Below are 25,171 nucleotides of genomic sequence, written 5' to 3' on the forward strand. Positions count from 1 at the left end.
ACCGGCCCGGACCGACCCGTAGGCTCGGCTGTGTGCATGCCTCGCATTACGTGCCCCAGTACCGGGCGGACGGGCCGGTCCGCGCCGGCATCCCCGAACACGGCCGCATCCCCCGCTACTACGCGGTGAAGACCGAGCTGCTGTGGCTCGTCGACGCCCTCGGCGAGGGCACGGCGCTGCCGTCGGAGCGGGAGCTGGCCGAGCGGTTCGCGGTGTCCAGGGTGACGCTGCGCCAAGCCGTCGGGGAACTGGTGCTCGAGGGCAAGCTGCAGAGCCGGCAGGGCAGCGGCACCTACGTCGCGCCGCCCAAGCTGGTGCAGCCGCTGTCGCTGCTCAGCTACACCGAGGGCATGCGCAGGCAGGGCGTCGACGCGGCGCGCAGCGTGATCACCGTCGAGCACCTGCCCGCGGACGAGGTGCTGGCGCGGGACCTGCGGATCGGGCGGGGCGACGAGGTCGTCCACCTGGAACGCGTGCTGCTGGCCGACGGCGAGCGGGTCGGGCTGGAGTCGACCTACCTGTCCGCGGCGCGGTTCCCGACGCTGCTGGAGGAGCTGGACCCGACCACGTCGCTGTACGCGTGCCTGGCCGACCGCTTGGGCGTGGTGTTCGCCGAGGCCGAGGAGCGGGTGGAGACGGTCCTGGCGACGCCGCGCGAGGCGTTGCTCATCGGCACGAACCCGGCGCTGCCGATGCTGCTGCTGCACCGCGTGTCCCATGACGACGCCGGCGAGCCGATCGAGCGGGTCCGCTCGCTCTTCCGGGGCGACCGGTTCAGCTTCATGGCGCGGCTGCGCGCGGAGTGAAGGTCACGCGCCGGTAACCGCGCGATGAACACTTGTCAGTCCATTGAGGACATAACAGTGGCATGCCGGTCGTCGTGACGCGGACGGGCGCGGAACGTTAGCGAATCTTTCCCGGAAACCGCCCATTGGCACCAAGTTCCGCGCACCCCGGCGGATGTACCGTGGTTGCCCTGGTACGTGAGTCCTCCTCACCCGCAGGGCCGCGGGGGAAGCGGGGGTGGCGCCGTGACGTTCAAAGAGGAGTTCCTGACGGAGCTCGAGGACTGCCTGCGCGGGTACGGCGCGGTGCCGGTGATCGACCCGGACGCGCTGGCCCGGTTCATCGACCACGTCCGCCGGCTGCCGGACGACGATGCGCGGCTGCGCTGCCTCGAACGCGTCGACCAGGGCTCCGGCTCGTTCTGGAACAACCCGGCGGTGTGGTGGGAGCAGGTGCCCCGGTTCGGCATCGGGTCCTCGGACTGCTCCGAGCTGCTCGACCGGATGTTGGACGAGGCGATCAGCGACGAGATCGACGTGCTGGAGATGGAGATCCGGGAACTGCCGGGCTGAGTCGTGCCGCGGGCGTGAAACACCCGTTGTGCACCTGGGTCGCCAGACGCACAACGGGGAGTCATCGCTCCTTCGGTTCCACTCTCGCTGTCACCCGGCAGTCACCCGGACCGTCGAGCGGGCAGTCAGACGGACAGCAGCCGGTCGAAGAACGTGCGGTAGCGCTTGAGGGCCTGTCGCAGTTCCTCGGTCTGCGCCTCGTCGCCCCGCTGCCACTGCTCCTCGAGCGAGTGCTTGTGCTCGGTGAAGGTGGTGGCCAGCGACTGCATCACCTGGGCGACCAGTTCGTCGGCCCGCTGCACGGCCTCGCGGGGGTCGTCGACGAAGTCGGCCTGCAGGGCGCGCCACTCGGCCTGGTAGTCGGCCGCGTCGTCCGGGGTGAAGAGCGGCGCGTCGCCCGCGGTCGTGTCGACCGCGGCCGGCTCGACCGGCTCGTCGTGCCCGGCGGGCTGCTCCCGGGTGTCCTGCTCGTCGAACGCGACCGGCTCTTCGAGGGTGGACGTCCAGTGCCCAGTCGAGTCGTGGCCGGCGTGGTCGTGCCCGGCGAGGTCGTGGCCGGTCGAGTCGTGGCCGGTCGAGTCGTGCGCCACCGGCTCCCGGTCGAGGCGTTCCTGGTCGGTCAGGTCCGGCTCCGCGACGTCGCGGTCGGCCGGGGTCTGGTCGATCGGCTCGCGCTCGGCCCCGCGGCCGTCCAGCGAGTCGCGGTCGAGCGGGGTGCGCTCGGCGAAGTCCTCGGTGGTGAGGTGCTGACGTTGTTCGGTCATGACCGTGCTCCTTCCCGGTGGTCGCCCAGCAGGTCCTCGAACACGGTGCGGTAGTGGACCATCGCGGTGCGCAGGTCCTCGGTCGTCGCCTCGCCGCGCTCCTGGCGCTCGACGACGGAGTGCGCCTCGCGGTAGTGCTCCAGCGTGCGGGCGTGCTCGACGGACAGCAGCTTCTCGCGACGCTCGTAGTCCTCGGTGGGGTAACCGCGTTCGGCCATCAGGTCGGTGACGAGGTGGTCCGCTTGGCTCACGGCCTGGGTCGGCTCGTCGACGAACTGCTCCTGGACGAGGGTCCAGTTGCGGGCGTAGGTGTCGCGAGTCGTGGCGTCGAGGGTGCGGAGTTCGAGCTTCGAGTGCTCGCGCTCCCGCTCCGAGAGTTCGCGTTCCGCCGCCATGCGGCTGCCGTTGTGCTCGAGGGCCCGCTCGTACTCGGGGCCGAACTTCGAGCGCAACCTCTTGCGCTGCATGACGAACTTCAGCAGCACCGCGATCGCGGCCAGTACGACCAGCACGACGACGATCACGCCGATGGTGGTACCGGTGGACATCTGCGCCTCCTAGGGCTCTGTTGTCCACCGGCTACCCGTCAGGCGACCGATCCGAAACCTGTTCGCCTCTTGACAAACCCGTGCCGCGTTCGCGGCTAGCGCGCCACCGCCTTGCGGTACTGCCGGATCGCCAGCGGCACGAAGATCAGCAGGAACACGACCACCCAGATCAACGTCATCAGCACCGGGTGCTGCAACGGCCACACGTCCGCCGCCGGCGCCAGCGGGTTGGTGTTGCCGAACAACTGGCGGGCCGCGGCCGTCACCGCCGACACCGGGTTCCACTCGGCGAACGTCTTGAGCGGTCCGGGCAGGTTGCTCTCCTGCACGAACGTGTTCGCGATGAACGTCAGCGGGAAGATCGCGATGAACGACGCGTTGTTGAACACCTCGGGGCTGCGCACCATCAGCCCGACGATGGCCATGCCCCACGACACCGCGTAGGCGAACAGCAGCAGCAGGGCGAACCCGGCCAGCGCCTCCAGCGGCGACGAGTGGATCCGCCAGCCGACGATCAGCCCGGTCACCGACATCACCAGCACGACGATCACGTTGTTCGCCAGGTCGCTGGTGGTCCGCCCGATCAGCACCGCCGAGCGCGCCATGGGCAGCGACCGGAACCGGTCGATCACGCCCTTCTGGATGTCCTCGGCCAGCCCGGCGCCGGTGATGGTCGCGCCGAACACCACGGTCTGCGCGAAGATCCCGGCCATCAGGAACTCGCGGTAGTCCATGCCGGGGATGGCGATCGAGCCGCCGAACACGTACGCGAACAACAGCACGAACATGATCGGCGACAACGTCGAGAACACGATCAGGTCCGGGACCCGCTTGATCTTGATCAGGTTGCGCTTGGCGACCACCGCGCCGTCGCCCAACGCTTGCGTGAACGCGCTCATGCTCCTTGCTCCCCCTGCTTGTCCTCGGTGCCGGTCCCACTGGCCGCGTGTCCGGTCAGCGTCAGGAACACGTCGTCCAACGTCGGCCTGCGCAGGCCGATGTCGAGCACCTTGACCGACTCGGCGTCCAGCCTCCGGACGCCGTCCACCAGCACGTCGGCGCCGCCGGACACCGGCACGGTCAGCCGGTGCCCTCGCTCGTCCACGGTGATCTCCGAGATCGCCAACGGCGTGAGCGCCGCCTTCGCCGTCTGCGCGTCGTGGGCCGAGCTGACGGTCAGCTCCAGCCGTTCACCGCCGACCTGGGCCTTCAGCTCGTCCGCCGTGCCCAGCGCGATGACCCGGCCGTGGTCGATGACCGCGATCTCGTCCGCGAGCCGGTCGGCCTCCTCCAGGTACTGCGTGGTCAGCAGCAGCGTGGTGCCGCCCGCCACGAGTTCCCCGATGACGTCCCACATGCCGAGCCGGCTGCGCGGGTCCAGGCCCGTGGTCGGCTCGTCGAGGAACAGCACCCTCGGCTCGGCCACCAGCGCGCCCGCCAGGTCGAGCCGGCGGCGCATGCCGCCCGAGTAGCCCTTCACCGGCCGGTCGGCGGCCTCCACCAGGTCGAACCGCTCCAGCAGCTCGCGCGCCCGTTCCCGGCTGCGCTGCTTGCCCAGGTGGTAGAGCCGGCCCACCATGTCGAGGTTCTCGAAACCGGTCAGGTTCTCGTCGACGGCCGCGTACTGGCCGGACAGCCCGATCCGGCGGCGCAGCTCCTTGGCGTCGGCGACGACGTCGAGGCCGGTGACGGTCGCCTTGCCCTCGTCGTGCTCCAGCAGCGTGGTGAGCACGCGCACCGTCGTCGTCTTGCCCGCGCCGTTGGGCCCGAGCAGGCCCATGACGGTCCCTTCCGGCACCACGAGGTCGAGGCCGTCGAGGGCGATCACCGACCCGTAGCGCTTGACCAGTCCTTCGGCCACGATTGCGTCTGCCATCCGGCCATGATGGACCGGCGGTCCGACAATTTCAGGCGGATTTACCGGACCGGACCCGGGCGCCGGCGGGGAAGTGGGCTCTGTGGACGGTCCGGCCTGCGCCTGCGTCGCGCGAGCGGTCGCACGCGCGGTTCGTCCTCCCGCAGCACGGCGAGCGCCCACGGCGTTCCCGACCCTGCGTCGGCACCCGGGTCGGTTGAGCCCGCAAACATCTACGGCTGCCGAGGACGACCTGCTCGCAGAGGCCCCCGTCGACCGCCTTCGGGGGCCTCCGGCCCGGTTCCGGCCGCCGGGGTCGGCGGCGCCACCCGGTCGGGTTGTTCTGCCCGGCCCGCGCGGGGCGGTGCTCCCGCTGCCCGCCGGCTCCTGCTCCAGCGACGGCTGGAGACCGCGGTGCGGCGGCCGGCTCGAAATCCACTTCGCGGGGGCGGTGGAAACCCTTGACGTTCCGCAGCCGGACCTGCGAGATGTACATGTGGCCAGACTTGGTCCGCGCTGATCACCCGTCCAGTTCGCCGGACATGTCCTGGGGCGTGTCCGGGGGCGTCGGGGCCGCCGCCGACGGAGGGTGATGAGTGAAGGGCGTATATGCACCTGTTAGACGCTCGATCGAGTGAACGAGAGCGGGCTGCGGAACAGCACTAGGGTGTTCGCAGTTCTTTTCCAGCGAGGAGCGATCCGCATGGCAGCCGTCCAAACCCGACGCAAGCGCAAGCTGGGGCAGTTCCTCAACGCCTTGCGCAAGCGAGCGGGCAAGACCGAGATCGACTACCACGCGTTGACGAGGAAGACGCAGTCGACGCTGTCGCGGATGGAGAACGGTTACATCAGTCCGAGTTGGACCGAACTGGGCGCGCTGCTCGGCCTCTACGGGGCGACCGATGCCGAGCGGCGCGAAGCGGAAGCGTTGTGGGAGGACGCGAAGCAGGACGGCACCCGCCTGGTGTACGCCGCTGCCTTCACCCCGGAGGCACGGACGTATGCCCGGCAGGAAGCAGACGCCACGGAGGTGCGCACCATCGAGATGATCGTGATACCGGGGCTGCTCCAGACGCCCGCCTACGCGACGGCGATCAGGCTCGCGGGGCAGCGGTTCATGGACTCGTCGGTGTCCGTGGAACAGGTGGCGGCGGCGCTGGCGAACCGGCAGCGGAGGCTGCCGGGGTTACGGCTGCACGCGGTGATCGACGAGGCGGCCCTGCACCGGATCGTCGGCGGCACCGCCGTCATGCGCGAGCAGTTGTCGCATTTGCTCGAGAAGGGGAAGCAGGACAACATCACCATCCAAGTGGTCCCGTTCGGCGCCGGCGCCCACGGGACCATGTCGGGCGGTGGCGCGACTGCTCTCCGCTTCGAGGACAGTGATCCTTCGGCCGTGTACCTGGAGTACGCGGGTGGTGGCAAGTGGGTGGACAATCGCGCCGACGTGCAGAAGTACCTGTTGCACTTCGAGGAAATCGTGAGCGAGGTCGCCCTTTCGCCCAAGGAGTCGGCTTCGCTGATCAGAAAACTGGCAACCGCACTGAAGGACACATGAACAACGACAAGGCGTGGCGCAAGAGCACGTACTCCGGCGCGGGCAACAACTGCGTCGAACTGGCCGTGGGACGGAGCACGACCAGTGTTCGGGACAGCAAACGACCAGGACCCAGACTGACCTTCGCCCAACGTCCGTTCCGGGCGTTCCTGACAACCCTGCGGCAAACCTGACCGCAACCGCCAACCCGCCGTCGCCCCCGGTGTGGCGGTCACGTCGCACCGGGGGCGGCGGCGACGGCGCGGCCGATCACCGACCCGTCCCGAGGAGGTCGCGACCGGGGGCCTCGGGCGGGGCTGGAAGCCGACCGGCGGGTCGCCGCCGACGTCACCGGGTCGAGCGACTCGGCGACGCGGCGCAGCCGTTCGTCTCCTCCCGCGGCCCCTCGCACCACGGACCGGGTGACGGTCCACAGTGGATGAACGGTGGCCAGGTGTCGGGTGGTGCGCGTGGTGGGCGGCGTGGTTGATGCAGTGACCCAGGCCACAGCCGGCTCCTGTCAGGAATCGGGTCGCCGTCTCGTTCAGAGGGGCGAGCGAACCCGACAGGAGCACGCACATGAAGCACCGCATCATCGTCCTGGGAGCCGGTTACGCCGGGGGCTACGCCGCCGGACAGCTCGCCCGCCGCCTGCACGCCGACGACGTCGGGATCACCGTCGTCAACGCCGAACCCGACTTCGTCGAGCGGATGCGCCTGCACCAGCTCGCCGCGGGCCAGGACCTCCGCCGCCACCGCCTGGCGGACCTGTTCGCGGGCACCGGCATCCACCTGCGCCCGGCCAGGGTCACCGCCGTCGACGTCGAGCACCGGACGGTCACCGTGACCGGCGGCGAGGGTGTCGACCACCTCGGCTACGACACCCTCCTCTACGCGCTGGGCAGCGCCGCCGCCGACCACGGCGTCCCGGGCGTGGCCGAGCACGCCCACCCCGTCGCCGACCGCCCGTCGGCGCTGCGCCTGCGCCATCGCCTCGACGAGCTGGGCGAGCACGGCGCGGTCCTGGTCGTCGGCGGTAACCTGACCGCGATCGAGGCCGCCACCGAGATCGCCGAGTCCCGGCCCCACCTCGACGTCACCCTCGTCACCGCCGGCGAGCTGGGCGGGCGGCTCGGCCCCAAGGCCCGTCGCCACCTGCTGCGGGCGTTCGACCGGTTCGGCATCACGGTCCACGAGAACACCACCGTCGACCGCGTCGAAGCCTCGGGCGCCACCGCCACCCACCGGACCTTCACCGCCGACGCCGTCGTCTGGGCGGCCGGTTTCACCGCCCACCCCCTCGCCGCCGCCGCCGGTCTCGAAGTCGCCGACAACGGCCAGATCCTGGTCGACCGCATGATGCGCTCCGTCTCGCACGCCGGCGTCTACGCCGCCGGCGACAGCGTCCACGTCATCGGCGACAACGGCCGCCCGCTGCCGATGTCCTGCGCCTCGGCGGGCCTCACCAGCGGGCAGGCCGTGGCCGCGATCATCGGCGACCTGACCGGCCGCGAGGTCCCGACGACCTCCCTGAGCTACGTCGGCAACCACATCAGCCTCGGCCGCCGGGACGGGATCTTCCAGGCCGTCGACGGCGACGCGCGGTCGAAGACCTGGGCCCTGCGGGGCCGCCCGGCCGCCCGCTTCAAAGCGGTCATCCTCCGCGGCGCGGCCTTCGGCATGGGCCACCCCACGTTCGGCATGCCGACCCGCAGGTACCGCGTGGCCAGGGCCGCCGAAGCGGCCGTCGCCTAGCGTGACCGCCATGGACGGTGTCGCCTTGGCGCGCTTCGAGGCCGGCCGGGACCGGCTGGCCTCGTTGGCCTACCGCCTGCTCGGCTCGGCCGCCGACGCGGAGGACATCGTGCAGGACGCGTTCCTGCGCTGGCAGGCGGCCGACCGGGACCACATCGAGGTGCCCGAGGCGTGGCTGACCAAGGTGGTCACGAACCTGTCCCTGGACCGGCTCCGCTCGGCGACGACGCGGCGCGAACGCGCGGTGGGCGCCTGGCTGCCCGAACCCCTCCTCGACGGCGACCCGATGCTGGGCCCGGCCGACACCGCCGAGCAGCGCGAGTCGGTCACCCTGGCGGTGCTGACCCTCCTGGAACGCCTGCCGCCGGTCGAACGGGCCGTCTACGTGCTGCGCGAGGCGTTCTCCTACGGCCACGCCGAGATCGCCGGCATCCTCGACATCACCGAGTCCGCGAGCCAGCAGCACGCCCACCGCGCCCGCCGGCACGTCGCCGCGGAGCGCAACCTCGGTGAAGTCGACCGCGCCGCCGCGCGCCGGATCGTGGAGGCGTTCATCGCCGCCGCGTCCTCCGGCCGGACCGAACGCCTGGTCGCCCTGCTGACCGACGACGCCACCGCGATCTCCGACGGCGCCGGCCTGACCGGGAAGCTGCTGCGGCACACGACCGCCGAGCGCGTCGCCGCCGCCCTGCGCGCCGGCTTCAAGCCGACCCCGGCGAAGCGGAAGCTGGTCGGCGGCACCCTGTCGATCCACGCCGGCCTGGTCAACGGCGCGCCGGCGATGATCGCCGTGGCGGGCGACCGGGTCGTGGGCGTCGGTGTCCTGGAGCTCCGCGACGGCCGGATCGCGACCCTGCGCGGCCTGGCCTCGCCGTCCCGGCTCGGCCGCATGACCGCGCAATGGCGGCAGCGGCCCCACGACGCGCCGATCGTCGAATCGTGGTGACCGCCGATCACTCCCGGCCGAACCCGCCCTGGATGGCCGTGGCGAAGTGGATGCCGCCGCCGATGTGCGCGACGTGGCGCACATCGCCCACGGTGATCGTGAACTCGGCGTACGGGTAGTCCTCCAGCGTCATCGCGGCCAACTTCCCCGCGTACGCGTCCTCGTCGTACTCCTCGTCGTCCTCGTCGCCGAAGTCCCACGGCGGCGGCCAGTTCCGGATCTCGCCGAGGCGGTAGTCGACCACGACCTCACACGCCCGCTCGTGGAACGCCCGAGCGTCACGACCCCGGTCCAACGCCCTGAGCCGCTCGAACACCGACTTGAGCCCGGGTTCCTCCACCACGCCCCGCAGCTCGTCCAGCCCGAGGTGCAGCCGGTCGTCGGGCAGGTTCTCCTCACCGGACGTGAAGAAGTGCCCGTGCCGGATCCGGTGCCACACCTCCACGATCACCCGCAACGCGAAGTCCCGACCGGGCGGCACGGCCTCCGCGTCGGGGTTGATGATGTGCACCCGGCCACGCAGCGTCGCACCCGATCTGTCGTCGATCGAGATGCGGTAGGTATCCATCGCCTTCGCCTGCCCCGTCTTGTCGGCTGATTCCACCCACACCGACGTGGTGCGCGACGACACGGTTCCACCACCTGCCGCCCACCCTCCGGCCACCAGGGGTTCGCCGACGGCCGCGGTCCCCGGGGAAGCATCCCCGAGGACCGCTCGGCGACTGGGAGGGCCGGAGACCGAGCCTGGTCCGGCTCGGTCTCCGGCCGGTTCGGTGGGCCGTTCAGTGGACTCCGAGCACCCCGTCCACCCGCCGCGGGATGCCCAGCGGGTTGCCCTCGCGCAGCTCGGCGGGCAGCAGGGCGTCCGGCCAGGACTGGTAGGTCACCGGCGCCACCCAACGCCGGATCGAGGTGGCCCCGACGGACGTGTGGAGCGGGTTGGTGGTGGACGGCCACGGTCCGCCGTGGTGCATGCCCCAGGCCACGGCCACACCGGTCGGCCAGCCGTTGAAGATCAGCCGGCCGACGACCGGCCGCAGCGCCTCGGCGACGCGCCCCGCGTGCTCGTGCTCGGACTCGGCGGCGTGCACGGTGCCGGTGAGCGTGCCGGGCAGCCGGGACAGGACCGGTTCCAGCTCGGCCGGATCGGTGTAGGTCACCACGACCGCCGCCGGGCCGAAGTGCTCCTCGGTCAGCTTCTCGAGGTTCTCCGCGAACGCGGCCACGGGCACGTGGAAGAGGCGCGGTTCGACGGACCAGCCCTCGGTGGGCGCGGTGCCCTCGGCGACCAGGTCGGCGAGGCCGGAGGCGGCCAGGTCGCCGGTGCCGGAGCGGTAGGAGTCGCGCATCCGCTCGTTCAGCATCGGGCCGCCCGCGGCGGCCGCGACGGCGTCCGCCAGGGCCGGCACGAGGGAGGCCGGCGCGAAGAGCAAGCCGGGGTTGGTGCAGAACTGGCCCACGCCGAGCGTGAGCGAGCCGACGAACTCGGCCGCGAAGCCCTCGGGGCGCGCGGCGGCGGCGTCGGGCAGGACGACGGTCGGGTTGACGCTGCCCAGCTCGCCGTAGAACGGGATCGGGTCGGGGCGCGCGTTGGCCAGGTCGTACAGGGCCCGGCCGCCCCCGGTGGAGCCGGTGAAGCCGACCGCCTTGATCGCGGGGTGCTTGACCAGCGCCACGCCGGCCTCCTGGCCGTGCACGATCCCGAAAACGCCCGCCGGCACGACGGAAGCCACGATCCGCGCCGTCTCCCGCGACGTGCCGGGGTGCGACGGGTGCGCCTTGACGATCACCGGGCAGCCCGAGGCCAGCGCGGACGCCGTGTCGCCGCCCGCCACGGAGAACGCGAACGGGAAGTTCGACGCGGCGAAGACGCCCACCGTCCCGAGTGGACGGAGCATGCGCCGCAGCACGGGCCGCGGCGGCACGATGTCGGGGTTCGCCGAGTCCAACGTCGCCTCGACGTAGCTGCCCTCGCGCAGCACCTCGCCGAACAGCCGCAGCTGGTTCGTGGTCCGCTTCAGCTCCGTCGTCAACCGCGGCACGCCCAACGCCGTCTCGGCGTCGGCGAGCGAGACCAGGGCGTCGGAGGAAGCGTCGAGCGCGTCCGCCACCGCGTCCAGCACCGAAGCGCGCTCCGCCGCCGGCAACGCCGACCACGCCGGGAACGCCGCCGCACCCGCGCGCGCCAGCTCGTCGACGGCGACGTCCGACGTCTCCGGCACCGCCTCGCCGACCGGCTCGCCGGTCCGGGGGTCGTACCCCTGCACGCCGCCGCTCATCGGCCGGCCTCCTTCACCGCGGTGTCGAACTCGGGCGTGCACCACACGCCGCCCAAGTGCGTCATGGCCGGCGACCCGGGATCGGGCGCGCCCCCGGCGAGGACCTCCTCCGCGAACACCTCGGAGTCGTCCTCGGACTTGTACCCCAACGACTCCGCCTCGCTCAGCGAGAACCACCGCCGCGTGTTGTCCGACACGCCCCACACGACCCGGAACCCGGGCGACGGCGCCGACAGGCAGGCCTCGAACAGCCGCGCGCCGTCGTCCGGCGACAACCACGTCGACAGCATCCGCGCGTCACGCGGCTTCTCGAAGCACGACCCGATCCGCACCGCGATCACGTCCATGCCGTAGCGGGACGCGTACAGGCTGCCCAACGCCTCCAGCGCCACCTTGCTCACGCCGTAGTACGTGTCCGGCTTCGGGAACAGGTAGTCGCCGGCCTCACCGGAGGAGCGCTCGTAGTACCCGACGGCGTGGTTGGAGCTGGCCAGCACGACCCGGGGCACGCCGGCCCGCCGCGCCGCCTCCAGCACCACGTGCGTGCCGTTGATGTTGACGTCCAGGATCTCCGCCCACGGCCGCTCCAGGCTGTGGCCGCCGAGGTGGATCACCGCGTCGACGCCCGCGCACGCCTCCTCCATCGCGGCCTCGTCGGTCACCGAAGCCGTGACCAGCTCGACCCGCTCACCGTCGGCGGCGGCCGGCAGCGGCGCGATGTCGAGCAGGCGCAGGGTCCGGTCCGGCGCGGCCAGCCGGGTGCGCATGAGCGTGCCGACTATGCCGGCGGCGCCGGTGATGAGGATTCGCTCGGTCACGTCGAGCCCTTTCGGAATCGGAACAGGAATCAGCGGCCGAACTGGCGCAGCAGTTCGGTGATCGTGCGGGCCGCGTGCAGCAGCGCCTCCACGACCTGGCGCTCGTGGTCGGGGTCGAGCCGGCCCAGCGGCACCGAGCAGCTCATCGCGTCGAGCACCGGGTTGCGGTAGGGCAGGGCGACGGCGAAGCAGCCGAGGCCCGGCGTGTTCTCCTCGCGCTCGTGCGCGTACCCGACCGCGCGGAACCCGGCGAGCTGGGCGTGCAGCGCCGGGCGTTCGATGATCGTGTTCGGGGTCAGCGGCGTCAGCCGCGCGGGCAGGATCGCGTCGACCTCGGCGGGCGTGCGGGCGGCGAGCAGCGCCTTGCCCAGCGACGTGGAGTGCGCGGGCAGCCGCCGCCCGACGCGGGACACCACGCGCAGGTGGTGCTCGGACTCGCGGCTGGCCAGGTAGACCACGTCCGCGCCGTCGAGGCGGGCCAGGTGGACCGTCTCGTTGATCTCCCGGCGCACCTGCTCCATCACGCGGATGGCGACCTGCACCACCGGGTCGTGGTCGAGGTACGACGTGCCGACGAGCAGCGCGCGCACGCCGATGCCGTACGTGCCGCGGGTGGGGTCGAGCTCCACCCAGCCCCGGGCGACGAGCGTCTGCAACAGCATGTAGAGGCTCGACTTCGGGTAGCTCAGCTCGCGGTGCAGTTCGGTCAGGGTCAGCGGGCGGTCCGATGCCGACAGCACTTCGAGCAGTTCCACAGTCCGATCGGCCGACTTGACCGCGTTCGGCCGAGCGGGTGACGCGGGTCCAGTCACCAAGTCCTCCACGGGAAACGTTCCGGCAACACGCTCTTGACACGTCGCTGCGCCGATTCTTACAGTCCGCCCAACACGTTCACAAGTACGACCCCGATTCATATATATGAACAGTACGGCCGCGAACAGGAGTCGCCGTCCATGACACTCTCCCGCCGGTGCGCCACGGCCGTCGCGGCTGCGACCGTTGCGGGTCCGACCACGCACCCGACCTGCGGCTACCGCCCAGCCGCCGGAGCGGCGCGCCGCCACGTGCCGCCCTCGGCCCGAACGCGCCGCGTGGCGGGGTCGTCCACGCTCTGCGCCAAGTCTCCCGGCGCACGGCTCCGCGCCGCGGCAGACCCCACCGGAACGACGGCGCCCGCCGGGCCGACGACGGCACCCGGACCGACGACGGCATCCGCCGAACCGGTGAACTCCCGCGAACGGCCGGGGTTGCGCAACTCCTGGACTCGGGCCGTCCGTTCGCTCAAGGTGTCCCGGTGACACCGGTCGACACCGCCTTGGACGTGGGGGCGACGGCCAGTGGCGGCGGTGCCGTCGCGGCCCACCCCGCGGGGCGACCCCGACCTCGGGGTCGCCCCGCGGAACCACACCCGAACCATTGTCACGTCGGCGGGGACTCGCTCATCAGCGCCGATGGTGCCCCTGCTGCTTCACCTCGCCGTCAGCGCGCTCGCCGCCTGCGCGCTGCCGCGCGAGGAACGCAAAAGTCCTTCCTGCGTGGGATCACCACGGGAGCGATCAAGGGATGAAGGTCTGGGTATGCAACTGGATGGGGTGCTGTTCTTCCCGGTGACGCCGTTCGGCTCGGACGGCGCGCTCGCGGAGGACGTGCTGGCCGAGCACGTCAAACGAGGGGTGGCGGCGGGCGCGGGCGGCGTGTTCATCGCCTGCGGCACGGGCGAGTTCCACGCGTTGGAGCCGTCGGAGGTCGAACGGGCGGTGGCCGTCGCGGTCGAGGCGACCGCGGGGCGGGTGCCGGTGTTCGCGGGCGTCGGCGGCCCGCTGCCGACGGCCAAGCGGATCGCCGAGTCCGCCGAACGGGTCGGTGCGGACGGCCTGCTGCTGCTGCCGCCGTACCTGGTGTCCAACCCGCCGAAGGGGCTGGTCCGGTACGTGACGGAGGTGGCGGCCGCGTCGGACCTGTCGCTGATCGTCTACCAGCGCAACAACGCGGTGTTCACGCCCGAGACGGCCGTGGACGTCGCGTCGCTGCCGACCGTGGTCGGGTTCAAGGACGGGCTCGGCGACATCGACCTGCTGCACCGCATCGTGCTCGCGGTGCGCTCGGCGGTCGACAAGCCGTTCCAGTTCTTCAACGGCCTGCCGACCGCGGAGCTGACCGTGCCCGCGTACCGGGGCATCGGCGTCGACCTGTACTCCTCCGCGGTGTTCTGCTTCGCGCCGGAGATCTCGCTCGGCTTCTACCACGCCGTGCACAGCGGTGACGACGCGTTGGTCAACCGGTACCTGCTGGAGTTCTACAAGCCACTGGTCGAGTTGCGCGACAAGGTCCCCGGTTACGCCGTGTCGCTGGTGAAGGCGGCGGTCCGGGCCACCGGGCTCGACGTCGGCGGCGTCCGCGCGCCGCTGCTCGACCCGACGCCCGAACACCTGGCGGAACTGGAGAAGGTCGTCGCGGCCGGTCGGAGCCTGTCCGCATGAAGATCACCGACATCACCACCACCCCGGTCGCCTTCCGCGACCCACCGCTGCTGAACTCGGTGGGCGTGCACGAGCCGTGGGCGCTGCGCACCATCGTGGAGGTGCACACCGACGAGGGCATCACCGGGCTCGGCGAGAGCTACGGCGACATCGGCCACCTCACCCGCATGCGCACGGCCGCGCCCGCGTTGCTGGGCCTGGACGTGCACGCCCTCAACGAGATGCACTCCCGGATCGCGACGGCGCTCGGCGGCGAAGCGGGATCGGACCGGCACGGGCTGACCGGGCCGCTCACCGTCGAGTCCACCGTGGACCGGGTGTTCTCGCCGTTCGAGGTGGCGTGCTGGGACATCCGGGGCAAGGCCCTCGGCCGCCCGGTGAGCGACCTGCTCGGCGGCGCCGTGCGGACCGCCGTGCCGTACAGCGCGTACCTGTTCTACAAGTGGGCCGCTCACCCCGGCGCGGAGCCGGACGAGTTCGGCGAGGCGCTCGACCCGGCGGGCATCGTGGAGCAGGCCCGGATGCTCGTCGAGCGGCACGGGTTCGGCTCGATCAAGCTCAAGGGCGGCGTGTACCCGCCCGACCAGGAGATCGAGGCGATCCACGCGCTGCGCGAGGCGTTCCCCGACCACCCGCTGCGGCTGGACCCCAACGCCGCGTGGACGCCGGAGACGTCGCTGAAGGTCGCCGAGGAGCTCGACGGCGTCGTCGAGTACCTGGAAGACCCCGCGCCGGACATCGACGGCATGGCGGAGGTCGCGGCCCGCGCGCCGATGCCGCTGGCGACGAACATGTGCGTGATCGCGTTCGAGCACATCGCCCGATCGGTGGAGGTGGACGCGGTGCAGGTCATCCTGTCCGACCACCACTACTGGGGCGGCCTGTCGCGGTCCAAGGAGCTGGCCGCGATCTGCCGGACGTTCGGCATCGGCCTGTCCATGCACTCCAACTCGCACCTGGGCATCAGCCTGGCCGCGATGACCCACCTCGCCGCGGCCACGCCGAACCTGAACTACGCGTGCGACACGCACTACCCGTGGAACGTCGCGGACGACGTGATCACCACGCCGTTCACGTTCGTGGACGGCGCCATCCCGGTGCCGACCGCGCCCGGCCTCGGCGTCGAGCTCGACCGCGACGCGCTGGCGCGGCTCGCGGAGAACTACCGGACGTGCGGCCTCGTGCAGCGCGACGACACCGGTTACATGCAGAAGCACGACCCGTCCTACGAGAGGAAGCGCCCCCGGTGGTGACCACCGTTGCGCACGTGTACCCCTGGGATGTCGTGGGCGACCCGTCGGCTGTCGAACGGGTCGCGTCGTTGGGTGTGGACGCGGTGGCCCTCGCCGCGTCCTACCACACGGTGCGGGCCGCGACGCCGTTCCACCCCTCGCACCGGATGGTGGACGCGCGGCACGCGGCGCTCTACCTGCCGGTGCGGGAGGAGGCGTGGCGGGGCAAGCGGCTGGCGCCCGCTTCGCCGTCCTGGATGGAGAGCGACAACTCCTACGGCGAGGCCTCGGACGCGCTGAAAGCGGCCGGGTTGCCGGTGTACGCGTGGACCGTGCTCACGCACAGCAGCCGGCTGGGCGACGCTCATCCGGACGTGGCGGTGCGTAACGCCTTCGGCGACCTGTACCCGTACGCGTTGTGCCCGTCGAACGACGACGTGGTCGAGTACGCCCGCACGTTGGTGTCCGAGGTGCTGGCGGTGGGCCGGCCGGACGGGATCGTGCTGGAGGCGTGCGGGCCGCTCGGGTTCTTCCACGGCGGGCACCACGAGAAGACCGACGGCGCGGACTGGTCGGCCGTGCAGCAGAAGCTGCTGTCGCTGTGCTTCTGCGGGGCTTGCGTGCGGCGCCATGACGACCCTGAAGGGTTGCGCGCACTGGTGCGCGCGGGGGTCGACAACGCTGTCACCAGCGTGGACGAGGCGTTGGGGGATCGGACTGCCGACGTGCGCGCGGTGCGCACGGAGATCTCCCGCTCGCTGCGCCGCGACCTCGTGGGGTTGATCAGGTCCACGTCGCCGGGCACGCGGATCGCCGCGCACGCGACGGCCGACCCGTGGGGCACCGGGCCGTTCGCCACGGTGGCCGGGGGAGTGGACGCGGACGTCGACGTGCTGACGGTGACGTGCTGGCCGGGCGTGCAGGCGTCCTTGCCCGCGATCCGCGCCTTGCGCGCGGAAACCGACGTGCGCACCGCCGCGTACGTGCTGGCCCTGCCGCCGAAGCCGGCGGACGGCGACGAGCTGCTGGAGGAGTGGCTGGCCTACGCGGAGGCCGGCGTCCAGGAGTTCCACCTGTACCACGCGGGCCTGGCCTCGGCGTCCCGCCTGGACGCCCTCCGCCACGCCATCGCGGGCCTCCCCAAATCCCTCCCCTAACCCACCGCGAGAGTCCTACGTTCACCCGTCGAGAGTCCTACGTTCAGGCACCCTGAGTTCAACGCTCAGACGGCCGGCCCATGTGCTGAACGTTGAATTCAGGGCTCCTGAACGTAGGACTCTCGCGCCCTGGGGGTTGGACTCTCGAGTGCTGGGGGTTGGACTCTCGGGTCGCTCGAACGGGTAATTGTGAAGAAGGGCGGGCAACCGCGGGGGTGGGTCGGTCCGTCCTGGGAGCATGAGAAGCCTTGGAACCGCTATCGGCGCGGGTGTGCTGCTGGTCGTGCTCGCCGCCTGCGCAACGTCCACGCCCGTCGGTCCGGGCGCCGGTGGGCCGACGCTGACCACCGAGGTCTCGTCGGAGACCCCGGCCACCACGCCGGGCGAGCCGGAGTTCGAGAGCCCCGTGCCGCCGAACGGCAAGGAAGTGCCCAAGGAGCGGATCGACGCGGCCGCCATCCCCGAGGGCACCCCCACCACCACGTGGACCGAGGGCGACGGCAGCGTGCTCGGCGTCATCGCCCAGGAAGCTGGCTGCGGCAAGGCGAGCGTCGAGATCGCGGAGCAGAACGCCCAGGTCGTGAAGGTGGTGCTGGTCGAGACCACGCCGCTGGACCAGCCGGTCTGCACGATGGACATCCGCTACCCGCCGCTGACCGCGAAGCTCGACGCGCCGCTCGGCGACCGCAAGGTCGTCCTGAGCACCCGCCAGGACCAGAAGTAACGCCCCGCGGCGCCCGGTCGGCCTGCCCCCGGTCGGCCGGGCATCGCCCACCCTGCAACCTCACGACCCCGAGTACCGTCCTGCAGCTATGAGGAACGTCAAGGTCGCCGTCGCCTTCACCCTGCTCGCGCTCGCGGGGTGCACCAGCACCACCACCGGCAACGCCCCGCTCGGCGAGTCGTCCACCACGGTCACCACGACGGGTTCGTCGGCTGCTCCGACAACGTTGTCATCCCCTGGTGAGACCCAACCGACCGCTCCGCCGCCGCAGACCAGCGCCGCACCGCTGCAAGGCGGCCCGACCGAGGTCTCGGCCAACCAGGTCGACGGCAGCACGCTGCCCGACCACTACAAGCGGCAGGCGTGGACGTCGGCGGACGGTCGCACGGTCCAGGTCGTCGGCCTCGCGGGAGGCTGCAAGTCGGCGAGCGCGGAGGTCACCGCGGAGTCCGCCGACCAGGTGTCGATCACCCTCGTCACGACCTACTACGCGCCGCCCACCGGCGTCATGTGCACGCAGGAACTGCGCGACGTGCCGCTGAACGTCACCCTCGACGCGCCCCTCGGCTCACGTCGCATCGTCCTGGAGGCCCGCGACGATTCGGCTTGACCTTCACGCGGACGTGAAGCCCTCCGTTCGCCCCCATGACGATCTTCGCCGGTAGGGCGGTGGTCGTGACGGGCGCGGGCGCCTCGACGTGCTGGTTCGACAACGCCGCCGTCCGATCCGGTGACGACCTGGCCGCCACGAACCTCCTCGCCCCGCTCCGCCTCGCCCGGCCGGAAGCCGCGTACACGACCGGTGTGGTGCTGCGGTCGACGGCGGCGTCCTGATCGGGGACCTCCACGAGGGCGCTGCGGTTCTACGAGGAACGAGGGTTCCTCGCCGCCGGCGTGCGGCGGGCGCGGGGAGCCGACCGGGTGAATACCTGAGAGAGTTTCGCGTCACGGGTTCCGGCGTGGCGGCCCGACCGCCAGACTCCGATGACGTGAGACGACCTCTCGGCCTGGTGCTCGCCGTCCTGCTCGCGACGACCGGCACGACCGCGCTGACCACCACCTCCGCGTCCGCCACCTCCGCCACTCCCGCGACCGCCACTCCCGCGACCGCCACTCCCGCGACCGCCGACACCGCCGGGCAGTTCTCCGCGCTGACGTACAACGTCGCCGGGCTCCCGGAACCGCTCTCCGGGTCGAACCCGGCGACGAACACGCCGCTCATCGGCGCGCGCGTCCGGGACTACGCGGTGGTCAACGTCCAGGAGGACTTCAACTACCACGCCGCCCTGTACGCCGCCGACAACCACCCGCACCGCACGCCGACCAGCGGGGGAGTGCCGTTCGGCGACGGCCTGAACACCCTGTCGGCCTACCCGTACAGCGACTTCGTGCGCGTGAAGTGGGACCGGTGCAACGGCACGGACTGCCTGACCCCGAAGGGCTTCACGTTCGCCCGCCTCCACCTGGCCGAGGGCGTCCGCGTGGACCTCTACAACGTGCACGCCAACGCCGGCAGCACGGACGCCGACCTGGCCGCCCGCCGCGCGAACATCACGCAGCTGTCGCAGTACGTCGCCCTGAACTCCGCCGGCAACGCGGTGATCATCATGGGTGACACCAACACCCGTTACACCCGCGCGGGCGACAACATCCGCGACCTGGTCCACGCCAACGGCCTCACCGACGCCTGGGTGGAGCGCGTCCGGGGCGGCGTCGAACCCGCCCTCGGCTCACCCGCGCTGGTGTGCGACCCGGCGACCGTCACCGAGGCGTGCGAGGTCGTGGACAAGGTCTTCTACCGCGACAACGCCCACGTCGACCTGACCGCGACCTCCTACCGCAACGACCACGCCTCCTTCCTCGACCCGGACGGCGAACCGCTGTCCGACCACTACCCGCACACCGTCGGCTTCTCCTGGCGGCTCGCCGACCACCTGCGGCTGAGCGAGGAGTCCGGCGGCCCGCACGGCACGCCGTTCACCGACGTCGAGGCGGTCCGCCCCGGCACCGCCGTCCGCTCGGTGACCCTCAGCGGGGGTGCGCGCCTGGACCGCGTCGGGGTCACGCTCGCCGACGGCACCGCCCTCGCGCACGGCGGCTCCGGCGGCACCCCGACCGCGCTCGCCCTCCAGCCGGGCGAGCACCTGGTGGAAGCCACGCTCACCCGGGGGCAGCGCGACGGCCGCACCCGGATCTTCTCCGTCCGGATCACCACCGACCTCGGCCGAACCGTCGCCGCGGGCACGCCCACCGCCGACCAGGTCACCGTCACCGCGCCCGTCGGCTGGCACATCGCCGGCTTCACGGGCCGCGCCGGGTCCGAGATCGACAAGCTCGGCGTGATCTACACCCCCGTCTGAGCACTCGCCGCAGGAGCCTTCACCCGCGCGCTCATTCCGTGGTCGCGAAGGCCGCCACCCCGTCCCACGCGAGCCACAGGTCCGCGTCGACCTGGTCCTCGTCCGCCGCGATCGTCCCCGTCTCGCCGACGTAGAGCCCCAGGTCGCACCCGTGCGCCAGCAGCATCCGCACCATCCACGGGTGCAGCTCCTCCTTCCCGTCCACCAGCTCCCGCGTGACCGTCCGGAAGTACACCCCGGTCCCGGACGTCTCGATCAAGCTCACCTGGTAGAAACGCGACCCCATCGGCACTCACTCCCCGCACCTGGTTGTATACTCTCTGAATTCGGGACGACTATCTCGTACGTACAGCATGTGCACAAGTCCCGATCGGGTGATGATCGAGGAGAGCGATGACCAGCCCACACCGCAGTGCCGCCCGCATCCAGATCGGCACCACGCTGCGCCGCCTGCGCGAAGAAGCCGGCGTGCCCCGGGAACGGGTGGGCGAGGTGCTGCACTGCACGATGACCAAGATCAGCAACATCGAGAACGCGATCAGCGGCGTCAAGCAGGCCGAGCTGGAGAAGCTCCTGGACCTCTACCAAGCCGACGAGGCGACCCGCGAGGACCTGCTCGCGCTCAACTCCGAGGCCCACCGCCGCCGGCCCAAGAGCAAGATCGGCGGCACGATCCCACCCTGGCTGCGCCGCATCCTGGACGTCGAGGCCATCGCCGCGGAAGCCCTCTACTCGTCCTCCGAGCTGCTCCCGGCCGTCCTCCAGACCGAGTACTACGCCCGCGCGCTCATGGTCGCCAGCGGTGTGGGCGGCGAGGTCCTGGAGAAGCACCTGCAACTGCGCCTGGAACGGCGAGCGCTGCTGACCGACCGCGAGCCGCCGCTGAAGCTGTGGGCGGTGATCGCGGAACCCGCGTTGCGGTCCGGCATCGGCGGTCCGGAGGTCATGCGCGACCAGGTCGAACACGTCCTGAGCATGACCGAGCGGGAGAACGTCGTGGTCCAGGTGATGCCGCAGGGAGCCGGAGCCCACGCGTTGAGCGGCACTACGCTGACCTTGTTCCGGCTGCCCGTCGGGATGCCGTCGCTGGCCAGCGTCGACGTCCCGTTCGGGGACAACTTCATCGACGGGGTCAAGCAGGTGGAGAGGATCGCCGAGCTGTTCGACCACACCCGTGCGAAGGCGTTGGGGACAGAGGAAAGCCGCGAACTCCTGACCCGGATCGTGAAGGAGACTTGATGGCCCTGAAGCCACACGAGTGGACGAAGTTCAGCGGTACCGGCTCGAACTGCGTCGAGGTCATGCGCACGGACGACGAGGTGCTCGTCCGCAACAGCAACCGGCCGGAAGAAGTCCCACAGCGCTTCACCCACAGCGAGTGGGACTTCTTCACGCGCGGCGCCAAGCTCGGCGTGTTCGACCTGTAGAGCCCGGCAGGGCCCGGCAGAGCTACTTCCGGAACGAGATCTGGAGGGTCGGGGCGGAGGTCTCGGCGAAGAAGTCGTTGCCCTTGTCGTCCACCACGACGAACGCCGGGAAGTCCTCCACCTCGATCTTCCAGACCGCCTCCATGCCCAGCTCGGCGTACTCCAGCACCTCGACCTTGCGGATGCAGTCCTGGGCCAGGCGCGCGGCCGGGCCGCCGATCGAGCCCAGGTAGAAACCGCCGTGGGTCCGGCAGGCGTCCGTCACCTGCCGCGACCGGTTGCCCTTGGCCAGCATCACCAGGGAGCCGCCGGCCGCCTGGAACTGCTCGACGTAGGAGTCCATCCGGCCGGCCGTCGTCGGCCCGAACGACCCGGAGGCGTACCCCTCGGGCGTCTTGGCCGGTCCGGCGTAGTACACCGGGTGGTCCTTGAGGTACTGCGGCATCGGCTCGCCCGCGTCCAGCCGCTCCTTGATCTTGGCGTGCGCGATGTCCCGCGCCACCACCAGCGGACCGGTCAGCGACACGCGCGTCTTCACCGGCAGCGCCGACAGCGTCGCGCGGATCTCGGCCATCGGCCGGGTCAGGTCGATGGTCACGACCTCGTCGGACAGGGTCTCGCCGGTCACGTCGGGCAGGAAGTGCGCCGGGTCGCGCTCCAGCTGCTCCAGGAACAGTCCCTCGGGGGTGATCTTCGCCTTGACCTGCCGGTCCGCCGAGCACGACACCGCGATGCCGACCGGGCAGGACGCGCCGTGCCGGGGCAGCCGGATCACGCGCACGTCGTGGCAGAAGTACTTGCCGCCGAACTGCGCGCCGATGCCGAAGTTCCGGGTCAGCTCCAGCACCTGCTGCTCCAGGTCGACGTCCCGGAACGCGTGGCCGGCGGCGGAGCCCTCGGTGGGCAGTCCGTCGAGGTAGCGGGCGGACGCGAGCTTGGCGACCTTCAGGTTCTGCTCCGCCGACAGGCCGCCGACGACCACCGCGAGGTGGTAGGGCGGGCACGCGGCCGTGCCGAGGGACCGCAGCTTCTCGTCCAGGAACTTCGCCAGCCTCGACGGGTTCAGCAGCGCCTTCGTCTCCTGGTACAGGAACGTCTTGTTGGCCGACCCGCCGCCCTTGGCCATGAACAGGAACTCGTACTTCGGCTCCACGCCGGGCGCGGTGAACAGGTCGATCTGCGCGGGCAGGTTGGTGCCGGTGTTCTTCTCGTCCCAGAAGGTGACCGGGGCCATCTGCGAGTACCGGAGGTTCAGCTCCTGGTAGGCCTCGAAGATGCCGCGTGACAACGCCTCTTCGTCGGTGCCGCCGGTGAGCACCGACTCGGTGCGCTTGCCCATGACGATGGCGGTGCCGGTGTCCTGGCACATGGGCAGCACGCCGCCGGCGGCGATGCACGCGTTGCGCAGCAGGTCCATCGCGACGAACCGGTCGTTGCCGCTGGCCTCGGGGTCGTCCACGATCGCGCGCAGCTGGGCCAGGTGCGAGGGCCGCAGCAGGTGCTGGATGTCCCGGATCGCCTCCTTGGCCAGCAGCGTCAGCGCCGCGGGCTCGACCTGGAGGAACGTCCGGCCCGCAGCTTCGACGACCGACACGCCGTCCGGCGTCACGAGCCGGTACTCGGTGTGGTTGTCCTTGGCCAGGGGAAGGACGTCAGTGTACTGGAACGTCGGTGCCAGAAGGTTCGACGGGGTCACGTCGCGGGCTCCCTTGCGCGCTTCGGGTTCCGCCGAACTTATACCGATCGCGCCGCCGAGTCCGCACGGCGTGATGTGATTCGCGTCGTGGTCGACAGCCTCACCAAGCGCCGGCTCTCCGAAGCCGAGCTCGACGCCCTGGTCCGCCGCGTGCTGGGCGTTCCGCTCGCCGCGCACGTCGAGCTGACCGAGGGCATGTTCAACACCGCCTACCGGCTCACTGCCGCGGACGGCCGCGAGACCGTGCTGAAGGTCGCGCCGCCGGCGGACGTGCCGCTGCTCACCTACGAGCGGGACCTGATGCGCACGGAGGCGTTGGCGTTCCGGCTGATGGCGGCGCGCGGCCTGCCGGTGCCGGAGGTGCTGCTGCACGAGGACGGCCTGCTGCTGATGACGGCGTTGACCGGGGAGCCGTGGTCGTCCGCCCGCGCCGGGCTCACCGACGCCGAGCACGGTGCGCTGCGGCGTGAGCTGGGCGGGATCGTCCGCGAGCTGCACGGGATCACCGGTGACGCGTACGGCTACGTGCAGGGGCCGAACGGGGCGACCTGGCGCGAGGCGTTCACGAAGATGGTGGACGCGGTGCTGGCCGACGCGGACCGGTTCGGCGTGGAGCTGCCGGACGTGCGGCCGGCGTTCGAGGCCCGCGCGCACCTGCTGGACGAGGTCACCGAGCCGGTGCTGGTGCACTTCGACCTGTGGGAGGCGAACATCTTCCTCGCCGACGGCCACGTCGAGGGGATCATCGACCCGGAGCGGGCGCTGTTCGGCGACCCGCTGGCGGAGTTCGCGACGGTGGCGCTGTTCACCGAGCTGGACGACGACTTCAAGGCCGGCTACGGCGTCGCGGGGTTCACCGGGGGCGAGGAGACCCGGATCGCGCTCTACCGCGCGTACCTGTGCCTGGTGATGATCGTGGAGGGCGTGCCGCGCGGCTATGCCGGCGAGGAGCGGGAGGCGCACGTGCGGTTCTTCCGCGAGAAGCTCGCGGAGTACCTGGGGCTCTAGGTGAGGCGGCACATGCGGAAGGCCGGGCCGGCCCCCGACCGCCCCGACCTTCCTCGGCGTGCGACGACCTCCGCGTGATGGGGCGGAGGTGTCGCTTGGCTCGTGTAACGCACGACCGTGCCGTGACTGGCGTCACAAGTCAATCCCGCGCAGCGGTGACGTCCCGCCAATTGGACCCTGTATCGCGTCAGCTCAGCTCGCGTAGGCCCGCAGCTTGGCGGCCCGCTCGCCCTGCCGCAGCTTCGACATGACCTCGCGCTCGATCTGCCGCACCCGCTCCCGCGACAGGCCGAACTGCTTGCCGATCTGGTCCAGGGTGCGCGGCTGGCCGTCCTCCAGCCCGTACCGCAGCCGGATCACCGCCTGCTCGCGAGCGTCCAGCGTGGCCAGCACCCGACGCAGGTCGTCCTGCAACAGGCCGGAGATGACCGCGCTCTCCGCGTCGGTGGCGTCGGAGTCCTCGATGAAGTCGCCGAGCGGGGCGTCCTCCTCGGTGCCGACCGGCATGTCCAGGCTCACCGGGTCGCGGGCGTGGTCGAGCAGGTCGACCACCTTCTCCGGCGACAGGCCCGACTCCTTGGCCAGCTCCTCGTTGGTCGCCTCGCGGCCCAACTGCTGGTGCAGGTCGCGCTTGATCCGGGCGAGCTTGTTGACCTGCTCCACGAGGTGGACGGGCAGCCGGATCGTGCGACCCTGGTCCGCCATTCCCCGCGTGATCGCCTGGCGGATCCACCAGGTCGCGTAGGTCGAGAACTTGAAGCCCTTGGTGTAGTCGAACTTCTCCACCGCGCGGATCAGGCCCAGGTTCCCTTCCTGGATCAGATCGAGCAGCGGCATTCCGCGGCCGGTGTATCGCTTCGCCAGCGAAACGACCAACCGCAGATTCGCTTCGAGAAGGTGGTTCTTTGCCACGTGGCCATCGCGGATCAACGCGCGCAGTTCGCGCCGGCGATCATCCGGGAGCTCCGGATGGGTCTCCAGCTTGTGCTGCGCGAAGACGCCCGCCTCGATCCGCTTGGCGAGCTCCACTTCGTCCGCCGCGGTCAGCAGCGCTGTCTTGCCGATCCCGTTCAGGTACACCCGAACCAGGTCTGCGGCCGGTCCCTGGGCGTCGAGGTCCAACTCGGCGCTCGTGGTGGTCGTCTCGTTCCCGACCTGACGGTCGAGGAGCCTCGGGACGGTCATGGAGCTCCCTCCCCCTTGTGTCGCGGGCTGGCAGTGCGGTCG

The 25,171-nt window shown here is 71.2% G+C and carries 27 protein-coding genes; 16 read left to right on the plus strand and 11 right to left on the minus strand.

Annotated elements, in window-relative coordinates; genetic code table 11:
- Positions 1-32: 32 nt before the first annotated feature.
- Both IOD16_RS05560 and IOD16_RS05565 read left to right on the plus strand, forming a co-directional pair.
- Positions 33-806, plus strand: coding sequence for a GntR family transcriptional regulator (locus IOD16_RS05560; protein WP_123743347.1), 774 nt, complete (start codon positions 33-35; stop codon positions 804-806).
- Positions 807-1,031: 225 nt separating this feature from the next.
- Positions 1,032-1,358, plus strand: coding sequence for a hypothetical protein (locus tag IOD16_RS05565; protein WP_123743346.1), 327 nt, complete (start codon positions 1,032-1,034; stop codon positions 1,356-1,358).
- Between the two features lie 125 nt (positions 1,359-1,483).
- Here the strand turns inward: IOD16_RS05565 and IOD16_RS05570 are convergent, their stop codons facing one another.
- The 4 genes from IOD16_RS05570 to IOD16_RS05585 all read right to left on the minus strand — a co-directional run bounded on the left by IOD16_RS05570 (position 1,484) and on the right by IOD16_RS05585 (position 4,546).
- Positions 1,484-2,122: a hypothetical protein gene (locus IOD16_RS05570; protein WP_201439167.1), complete on the minus strand. Its 639-nt coding sequence runs from the start codon at positions 2,120-2,122 to the stop codon at positions 1,484-1,486.
- The gene (locus tag IOD16_RS05575; RefSeq protein ID WP_123743344.1) at positions 2,119-2,670 is read right to left on the minus strand and encodes a hypothetical protein; all 552 of its coding nucleotides are present in this window, start codon (positions 2,668-2,670) and stop codon (positions 2,119-2,121) included. The genes IOD16_RS05570 and IOD16_RS05575 overlap by 4 nt, the downstream gene beginning before the upstream one ends.
- Positions 2,671-2,765: 95 nt before the next feature.
- The gene (locus IOD16_RS05580; protein WP_123743343.1) at positions 2,766-3,569 is read right to left on the minus strand and encodes an ABC transporter permease; all 804 of its coding nucleotides are present in this window, start codon (positions 3,567-3,569) and stop codon (positions 2,766-2,768) included.
- Positions 3,566-4,546 (minus strand): ATP-binding cassette domain-containing protein, encoded by a 981-nt coding sequence (locus tag IOD16_RS05585; RefSeq protein ID WP_201439168.1) that lies wholly within the window; start codon positions 4,544-4,546, stop codon positions 3,566-3,568. The genes IOD16_RS05580 and IOD16_RS05585 overlap by 4 nt, the downstream gene beginning before the upstream one ends.
- Before the next feature lie 682 nt (positions 4,547-5,228).
- On the opposite strand from IOD16_RS05585, the gene IOD16_RS05590 reads away from it, so the two are divergent.
- The 4 genes from IOD16_RS05590 to IOD16_RS05605 all read left to right on the plus strand — a co-directional run bounded on the left by IOD16_RS05590 (position 5,229) and on the right by IOD16_RS05605 (position 8,763).
- The gene (locus IOD16_RS05590) at positions 5,229-6,083 is read left to right on the plus strand and encodes a helix-turn-helix domain-containing protein (RefSeq protein ID WP_123743341.1); all 855 of its coding nucleotides are present in this window, start codon (positions 5,229-5,231) and stop codon (positions 6,081-6,083) included.
- Complete coding sequence (locus IOD16_RS05595) at positions 6,080-6,256, plus strand: DUF397 domain-containing protein (RefSeq protein WP_123743340.1); 177 nt, start codon at positions 6,080-6,082, stop codon at positions 6,254-6,256. The genes IOD16_RS05590 and IOD16_RS05595 overlap by 4 nt, the downstream gene beginning before the upstream one ends.
- A gap of 385 nt (positions 6,257-6,641) precedes the next feature.
- Entirely contained in the window at positions 6,642-7,817 is a 1,176-nt protein-coding gene (locus IOD16_RS05600) for an NAD(P)/FAD-dependent oxidoreductase (protein ID WP_201439169.1), read from the plus strand.
- Between the two features lie 10 nt (positions 7,818-7,827).
- A complete protein-coding gene (locus tag IOD16_RS05605; protein ID WP_201439170.1) occupies positions 7,828-8,763 on the plus strand; it encodes a sigma-70 family RNA polymerase sigma factor in 936 nt (311 codons plus the stop codon).
- 7 nt (positions 8,764-8,770) lie between these two features.
- Here IOD16_RS05605 and IOD16_RS05610 read toward each other — a convergent pair whose 3' ends face one another.
- The 4 genes from IOD16_RS05610 to IOD16_RS05625 form a co-directional block, all read right to left on the minus strand.
- On the minus strand, positions 8,771-9,394 hold the full coding sequence (locus IOD16_RS05610; RefSeq protein ID WP_201439171.1) for a hypothetical protein: 624 nt from the start codon (positions 9,392-9,394) through the stop codon (positions 8,771-8,773).
- A 151-nt stretch (positions 9,395-9,545) separates the two neighbouring features.
- Complete coding sequence (locus tag IOD16_RS05615) at positions 9,546-11,042, minus strand: aldehyde dehydrogenase (NADP(+)) (protein WP_201439172.1); 1,497 nt, start codon at positions 11,040-11,042, stop codon at positions 9,546-9,548.
- Positions 11,039-11,860: an NAD-dependent epimerase/dehydratase family protein gene (locus tag IOD16_RS05620; RefSeq protein ID WP_201439173.1), complete on the minus strand. Its 822-nt coding sequence runs from the start codon at positions 11,858-11,860 to the stop codon at positions 11,039-11,041. Before IOD16_RS05620 ends, IOD16_RS05615 begins: the two co-directional genes overlap by 4 nt.
- Before the next feature lie 29 nt (positions 11,861-11,889).
- The gene (locus IOD16_RS05625) at positions 11,890-12,684 is read right to left on the minus strand and encodes an IclR family transcriptional regulator (RefSeq protein WP_328809422.1); all 795 of its coding nucleotides are present in this window, start codon (positions 12,682-12,684) and stop codon (positions 11,890-11,892) included.
- Positions 12,685-13,437: 753 nt separating this feature from the next.
- Here IOD16_RS05625 and IOD16_RS05630 point away from each other — a divergent pair.
- From IOD16_RS05630 to IOD16_RS05660, 7 genes are all read left to right on the plus strand, one after another.
- Positions 13,438-14,340: a 5-dehydro-4-deoxyglucarate dehydratase gene (locus IOD16_RS05630; RefSeq protein WP_201439174.1), complete on the plus strand. Its 903-nt coding sequence runs from the start codon at positions 13,438-13,440 to the stop codon at positions 14,338-14,340.
- Positions 14,337-15,593, plus strand: a complete 1,257-nt coding sequence (locus IOD16_RS05635) for a glucarate dehydratase family protein (RefSeq protein ID WP_201439175.1) — start codon at positions 14,337-14,339, stop codon at positions 15,591-15,593. Before IOD16_RS05630 ends, IOD16_RS05635 begins: the two co-directional genes overlap by 4 nt.
- A gap of 14 nt (positions 15,594-15,607) precedes the next feature.
- Positions 15,608-16,729, plus strand: coding sequence for a hypothetical protein (locus IOD16_RS05640; protein WP_236594767.1), 1,122 nt, complete (start codon positions 15,608-15,610; stop codon positions 16,727-16,729).
- A 238-nt stretch (positions 16,730-16,967) separates the two neighbouring features.
- The gene (locus IOD16_RS05645) at positions 16,968-17,453 is read left to right on the plus strand and encodes a hypothetical protein (RefSeq protein WP_123743333.1); all 486 of its coding nucleotides are present in this window, start codon (positions 16,968-16,970) and stop codon (positions 17,451-17,453) included.
- 88 nt (positions 17,454-17,541) lie between these two features.
- Positions 17,542-18,063 carry a hypothetical protein gene (locus IOD16_RS05650; RefSeq protein ID WP_201439177.1) on the plus strand — a complete coding sequence of 174 codons (522 nt, stop codon included), beginning with the start codon at positions 17,542-17,544 and terminating at the stop codon, positions 18,061-18,063.
- 35 nt (positions 18,064-18,098) lie between these two features.
- Positions 18,099-18,287, plus strand: coding sequence for a hypothetical protein (locus IOD16_RS05655; RefSeq protein WP_201439178.1), 189 nt, complete (start codon positions 18,099-18,101; stop codon positions 18,285-18,287).
- Positions 18,288-18,442: 155 nt separating this feature from the next.
- The gene (locus tag IOD16_RS05660) at positions 18,443-19,813 is read left to right on the plus strand and encodes a jacalin-like lectin (protein ID WP_236594768.1); all 1,371 of its coding nucleotides are present in this window, start codon (positions 18,443-18,445) and stop codon (positions 19,811-19,813) included.
- 31 nt (positions 19,814-19,844) lie between these two features.
- Here IOD16_RS05660 and IOD16_RS05665 read toward each other — a convergent pair whose 3' ends face one another.
- Positions 19,845-20,099, minus strand: a complete 255-nt coding sequence (locus tag IOD16_RS05665) for a hypothetical protein (RefSeq protein WP_123743330.1) — start codon at positions 20,097-20,099, stop codon at positions 19,845-19,847.
- 107 nt (positions 20,100-20,206) lie between these two features.
- Here IOD16_RS05665 and IOD16_RS05670 point away from each other — a divergent pair, with 107 nt between their 5' ends.
- On the plus strand, positions 20,207-21,052 hold the full coding sequence (locus tag IOD16_RS05670; RefSeq protein WP_201439179.1) for a helix-turn-helix domain-containing protein: 846 nt from the start codon (positions 20,207-20,209) through the stop codon (positions 21,050-21,052).
- Positions 21,052-21,240, plus strand: coding sequence for a DUF397 domain-containing protein (locus IOD16_RS05675; RefSeq protein ID WP_123743328.1), 189 nt, complete (start codon positions 21,052-21,054; stop codon positions 21,238-21,240). Before IOD16_RS05670 ends, IOD16_RS05675 begins: the two co-directional genes overlap by 1 nt.
- Before the next feature lie 22 nt (positions 21,241-21,262).
- Here IOD16_RS05675 and IOD16_RS05680 read toward each other — a convergent pair whose 3' ends face one another.
- Positions 21,263-22,918, minus strand: coding sequence for a fumarate hydratase (locus IOD16_RS05680; RefSeq protein ID WP_201441217.1), 1,656 nt, complete (start codon positions 22,916-22,918; stop codon positions 21,263-21,265).
- Positions 22,919-23,023: 105 nt separating this feature from the next.
- Between IOD16_RS05680 and IOD16_RS05685 the strand changes: the two genes are divergently transcribed.
- Positions 23,024-23,944 (plus strand): phosphotransferase family protein, encoded by a 921-nt coding sequence (locus tag IOD16_RS05685; protein ID WP_201439180.1) that lies wholly within the window; start codon positions 23,024-23,026, stop codon positions 23,942-23,944.
- A gap of 192 nt (positions 23,945-24,136) precedes the next feature.
- Here IOD16_RS05685 and IOD16_RS05690 read toward each other — a convergent pair whose 3' ends face one another.
- Entirely contained in the window at positions 24,137-25,129 is a 993-nt protein-coding gene (locus IOD16_RS05690) for a sigma-70 family RNA polymerase sigma factor (RefSeq protein WP_201439181.1), read from the minus strand.
- Positions 25,130-25,171 lie beyond the last annotated feature (42 nt).

The sequence above is a fragment of the Saccharothrix sp. 6-C genome, assembly GCF_016695385.1.
Lineage (GTDB): Bacteria > Actinomycetota > Actinomycetes > Mycobacteriales > Pseudonocardiaceae > Actinosynnema > Actinosynnema texasense.

Coding starts and splice junctions, on each gene's coding strand:
- IOD16_RS05570 (WP_201439167.1), bottom strand. CDS start 2,122: ATGACCGAACAACGTCAGCACCTCACCACCGAGGACTTCGCCGAGCGC.
- IOD16_RS05575 (WP_123743344.1), bottom strand. CDS start 2,670: ATGTCCACCGGTACCACCATCGGCGTGATCGTCGTCGTGCTGGTCGTA.
- IOD16_RS05580 (WP_123743343.1), bottom strand. CDS start 3,569: ATGAGCGCGTTCACGCAAGCGTTGGGCGACGGCGCGGTGGTCGCCAAG.
- IOD16_RS05585 (WP_201439168.1), bottom strand. CDS start 4,546: ATGGCAGACGCAATCGTGGCCGAAGGACTGGTCAAGCGCTACGGGTCG.
- IOD16_RS05590 (WP_123743341.1), top strand. CDS start 5,229: ATGGCAGCCGTCCAAACCCGACGCAAGCGCAAGCTGGGGCAGTTCCTC.
- IOD16_RS05595 (WP_123743340.1), top strand. CDS start 6,080: ATGAACAACGACAAGGCGTGGCGCAAGAGCACGTACTCCGGCGCGGGC.
- IOD16_RS05600 (WP_201439169.1), top strand. CDS start 6,642: ATGAAGCACCGCATCATCGTCCTGGGAGCCGGTTACGCCGGGGGCTAC.
- IOD16_RS05605 (WP_201439170.1), top strand. CDS start 7,828: ATGGACGGTGTCGCCTTGGCGCGCTTCGAGGCCGGCCGGGACCGGCTG.
- IOD16_RS05615 (WP_201439172.1), bottom strand. CDS start 11,042: ATGAGCGGCGGCGTGCAGGGGTACGACCCCCGGACCGGCGAGCCGGTC.
- IOD16_RS05630 (WP_201439174.1), top strand. CDS start 13,438: ATGCAACTGGATGGGGTGCTGTTCTTCCCGGTGACGCCGTTCGGCTCG.
- IOD16_RS05635 (WP_201439175.1), top strand. CDS start 14,337: ATGAAGATCACCGACATCACCACCACCCCGGTCGCCTTCCGCGACCCA.
- IOD16_RS05645 (WP_123743333.1), top strand. CDS start 16,968: ATGAGAAGCCTTGGAACCGCTATCGGCGCGGGTGTGCTGCTGGTCGTG.
- IOD16_RS05650 (WP_201439177.1), top strand. CDS start 17,542: ATGAGGAACGTCAAGGTCGCCGTCGCCTTCACCCTGCTCGCGCTCGCG.
- IOD16_RS05655 (WP_201439178.1), top strand. CDS start 18,099: ATGACGATCTTCGCCGGTAGGGCGGTGGTCGTGACGGGCGCGGGCGCC.
- IOD16_RS05665 (WP_123743330.1), bottom strand. CDS start 20,099: ATGGGGTCGCGTTTCTACCAGGTGAGCTTGATCGAGACGTCCGGGACC.
- IOD16_RS05670 (WP_201439179.1), top strand. CDS start 20,207: ATGACCAGCCCACACCGCAGTGCCGCCCGCATCCAGATCGGCACCACG.
- IOD16_RS05675 (WP_123743328.1), top strand. CDS start 21,052: ATGGCCCTGAAGCCACACGAGTGGACGAAGTTCAGCGGTACCGGCTCG.
- IOD16_RS05690 (WP_201439181.1), bottom strand. CDS start 25,129: ATGACCGTCCCGAGGCTCCTCGACCGTCAGGTCGGGAACGAGACGACC.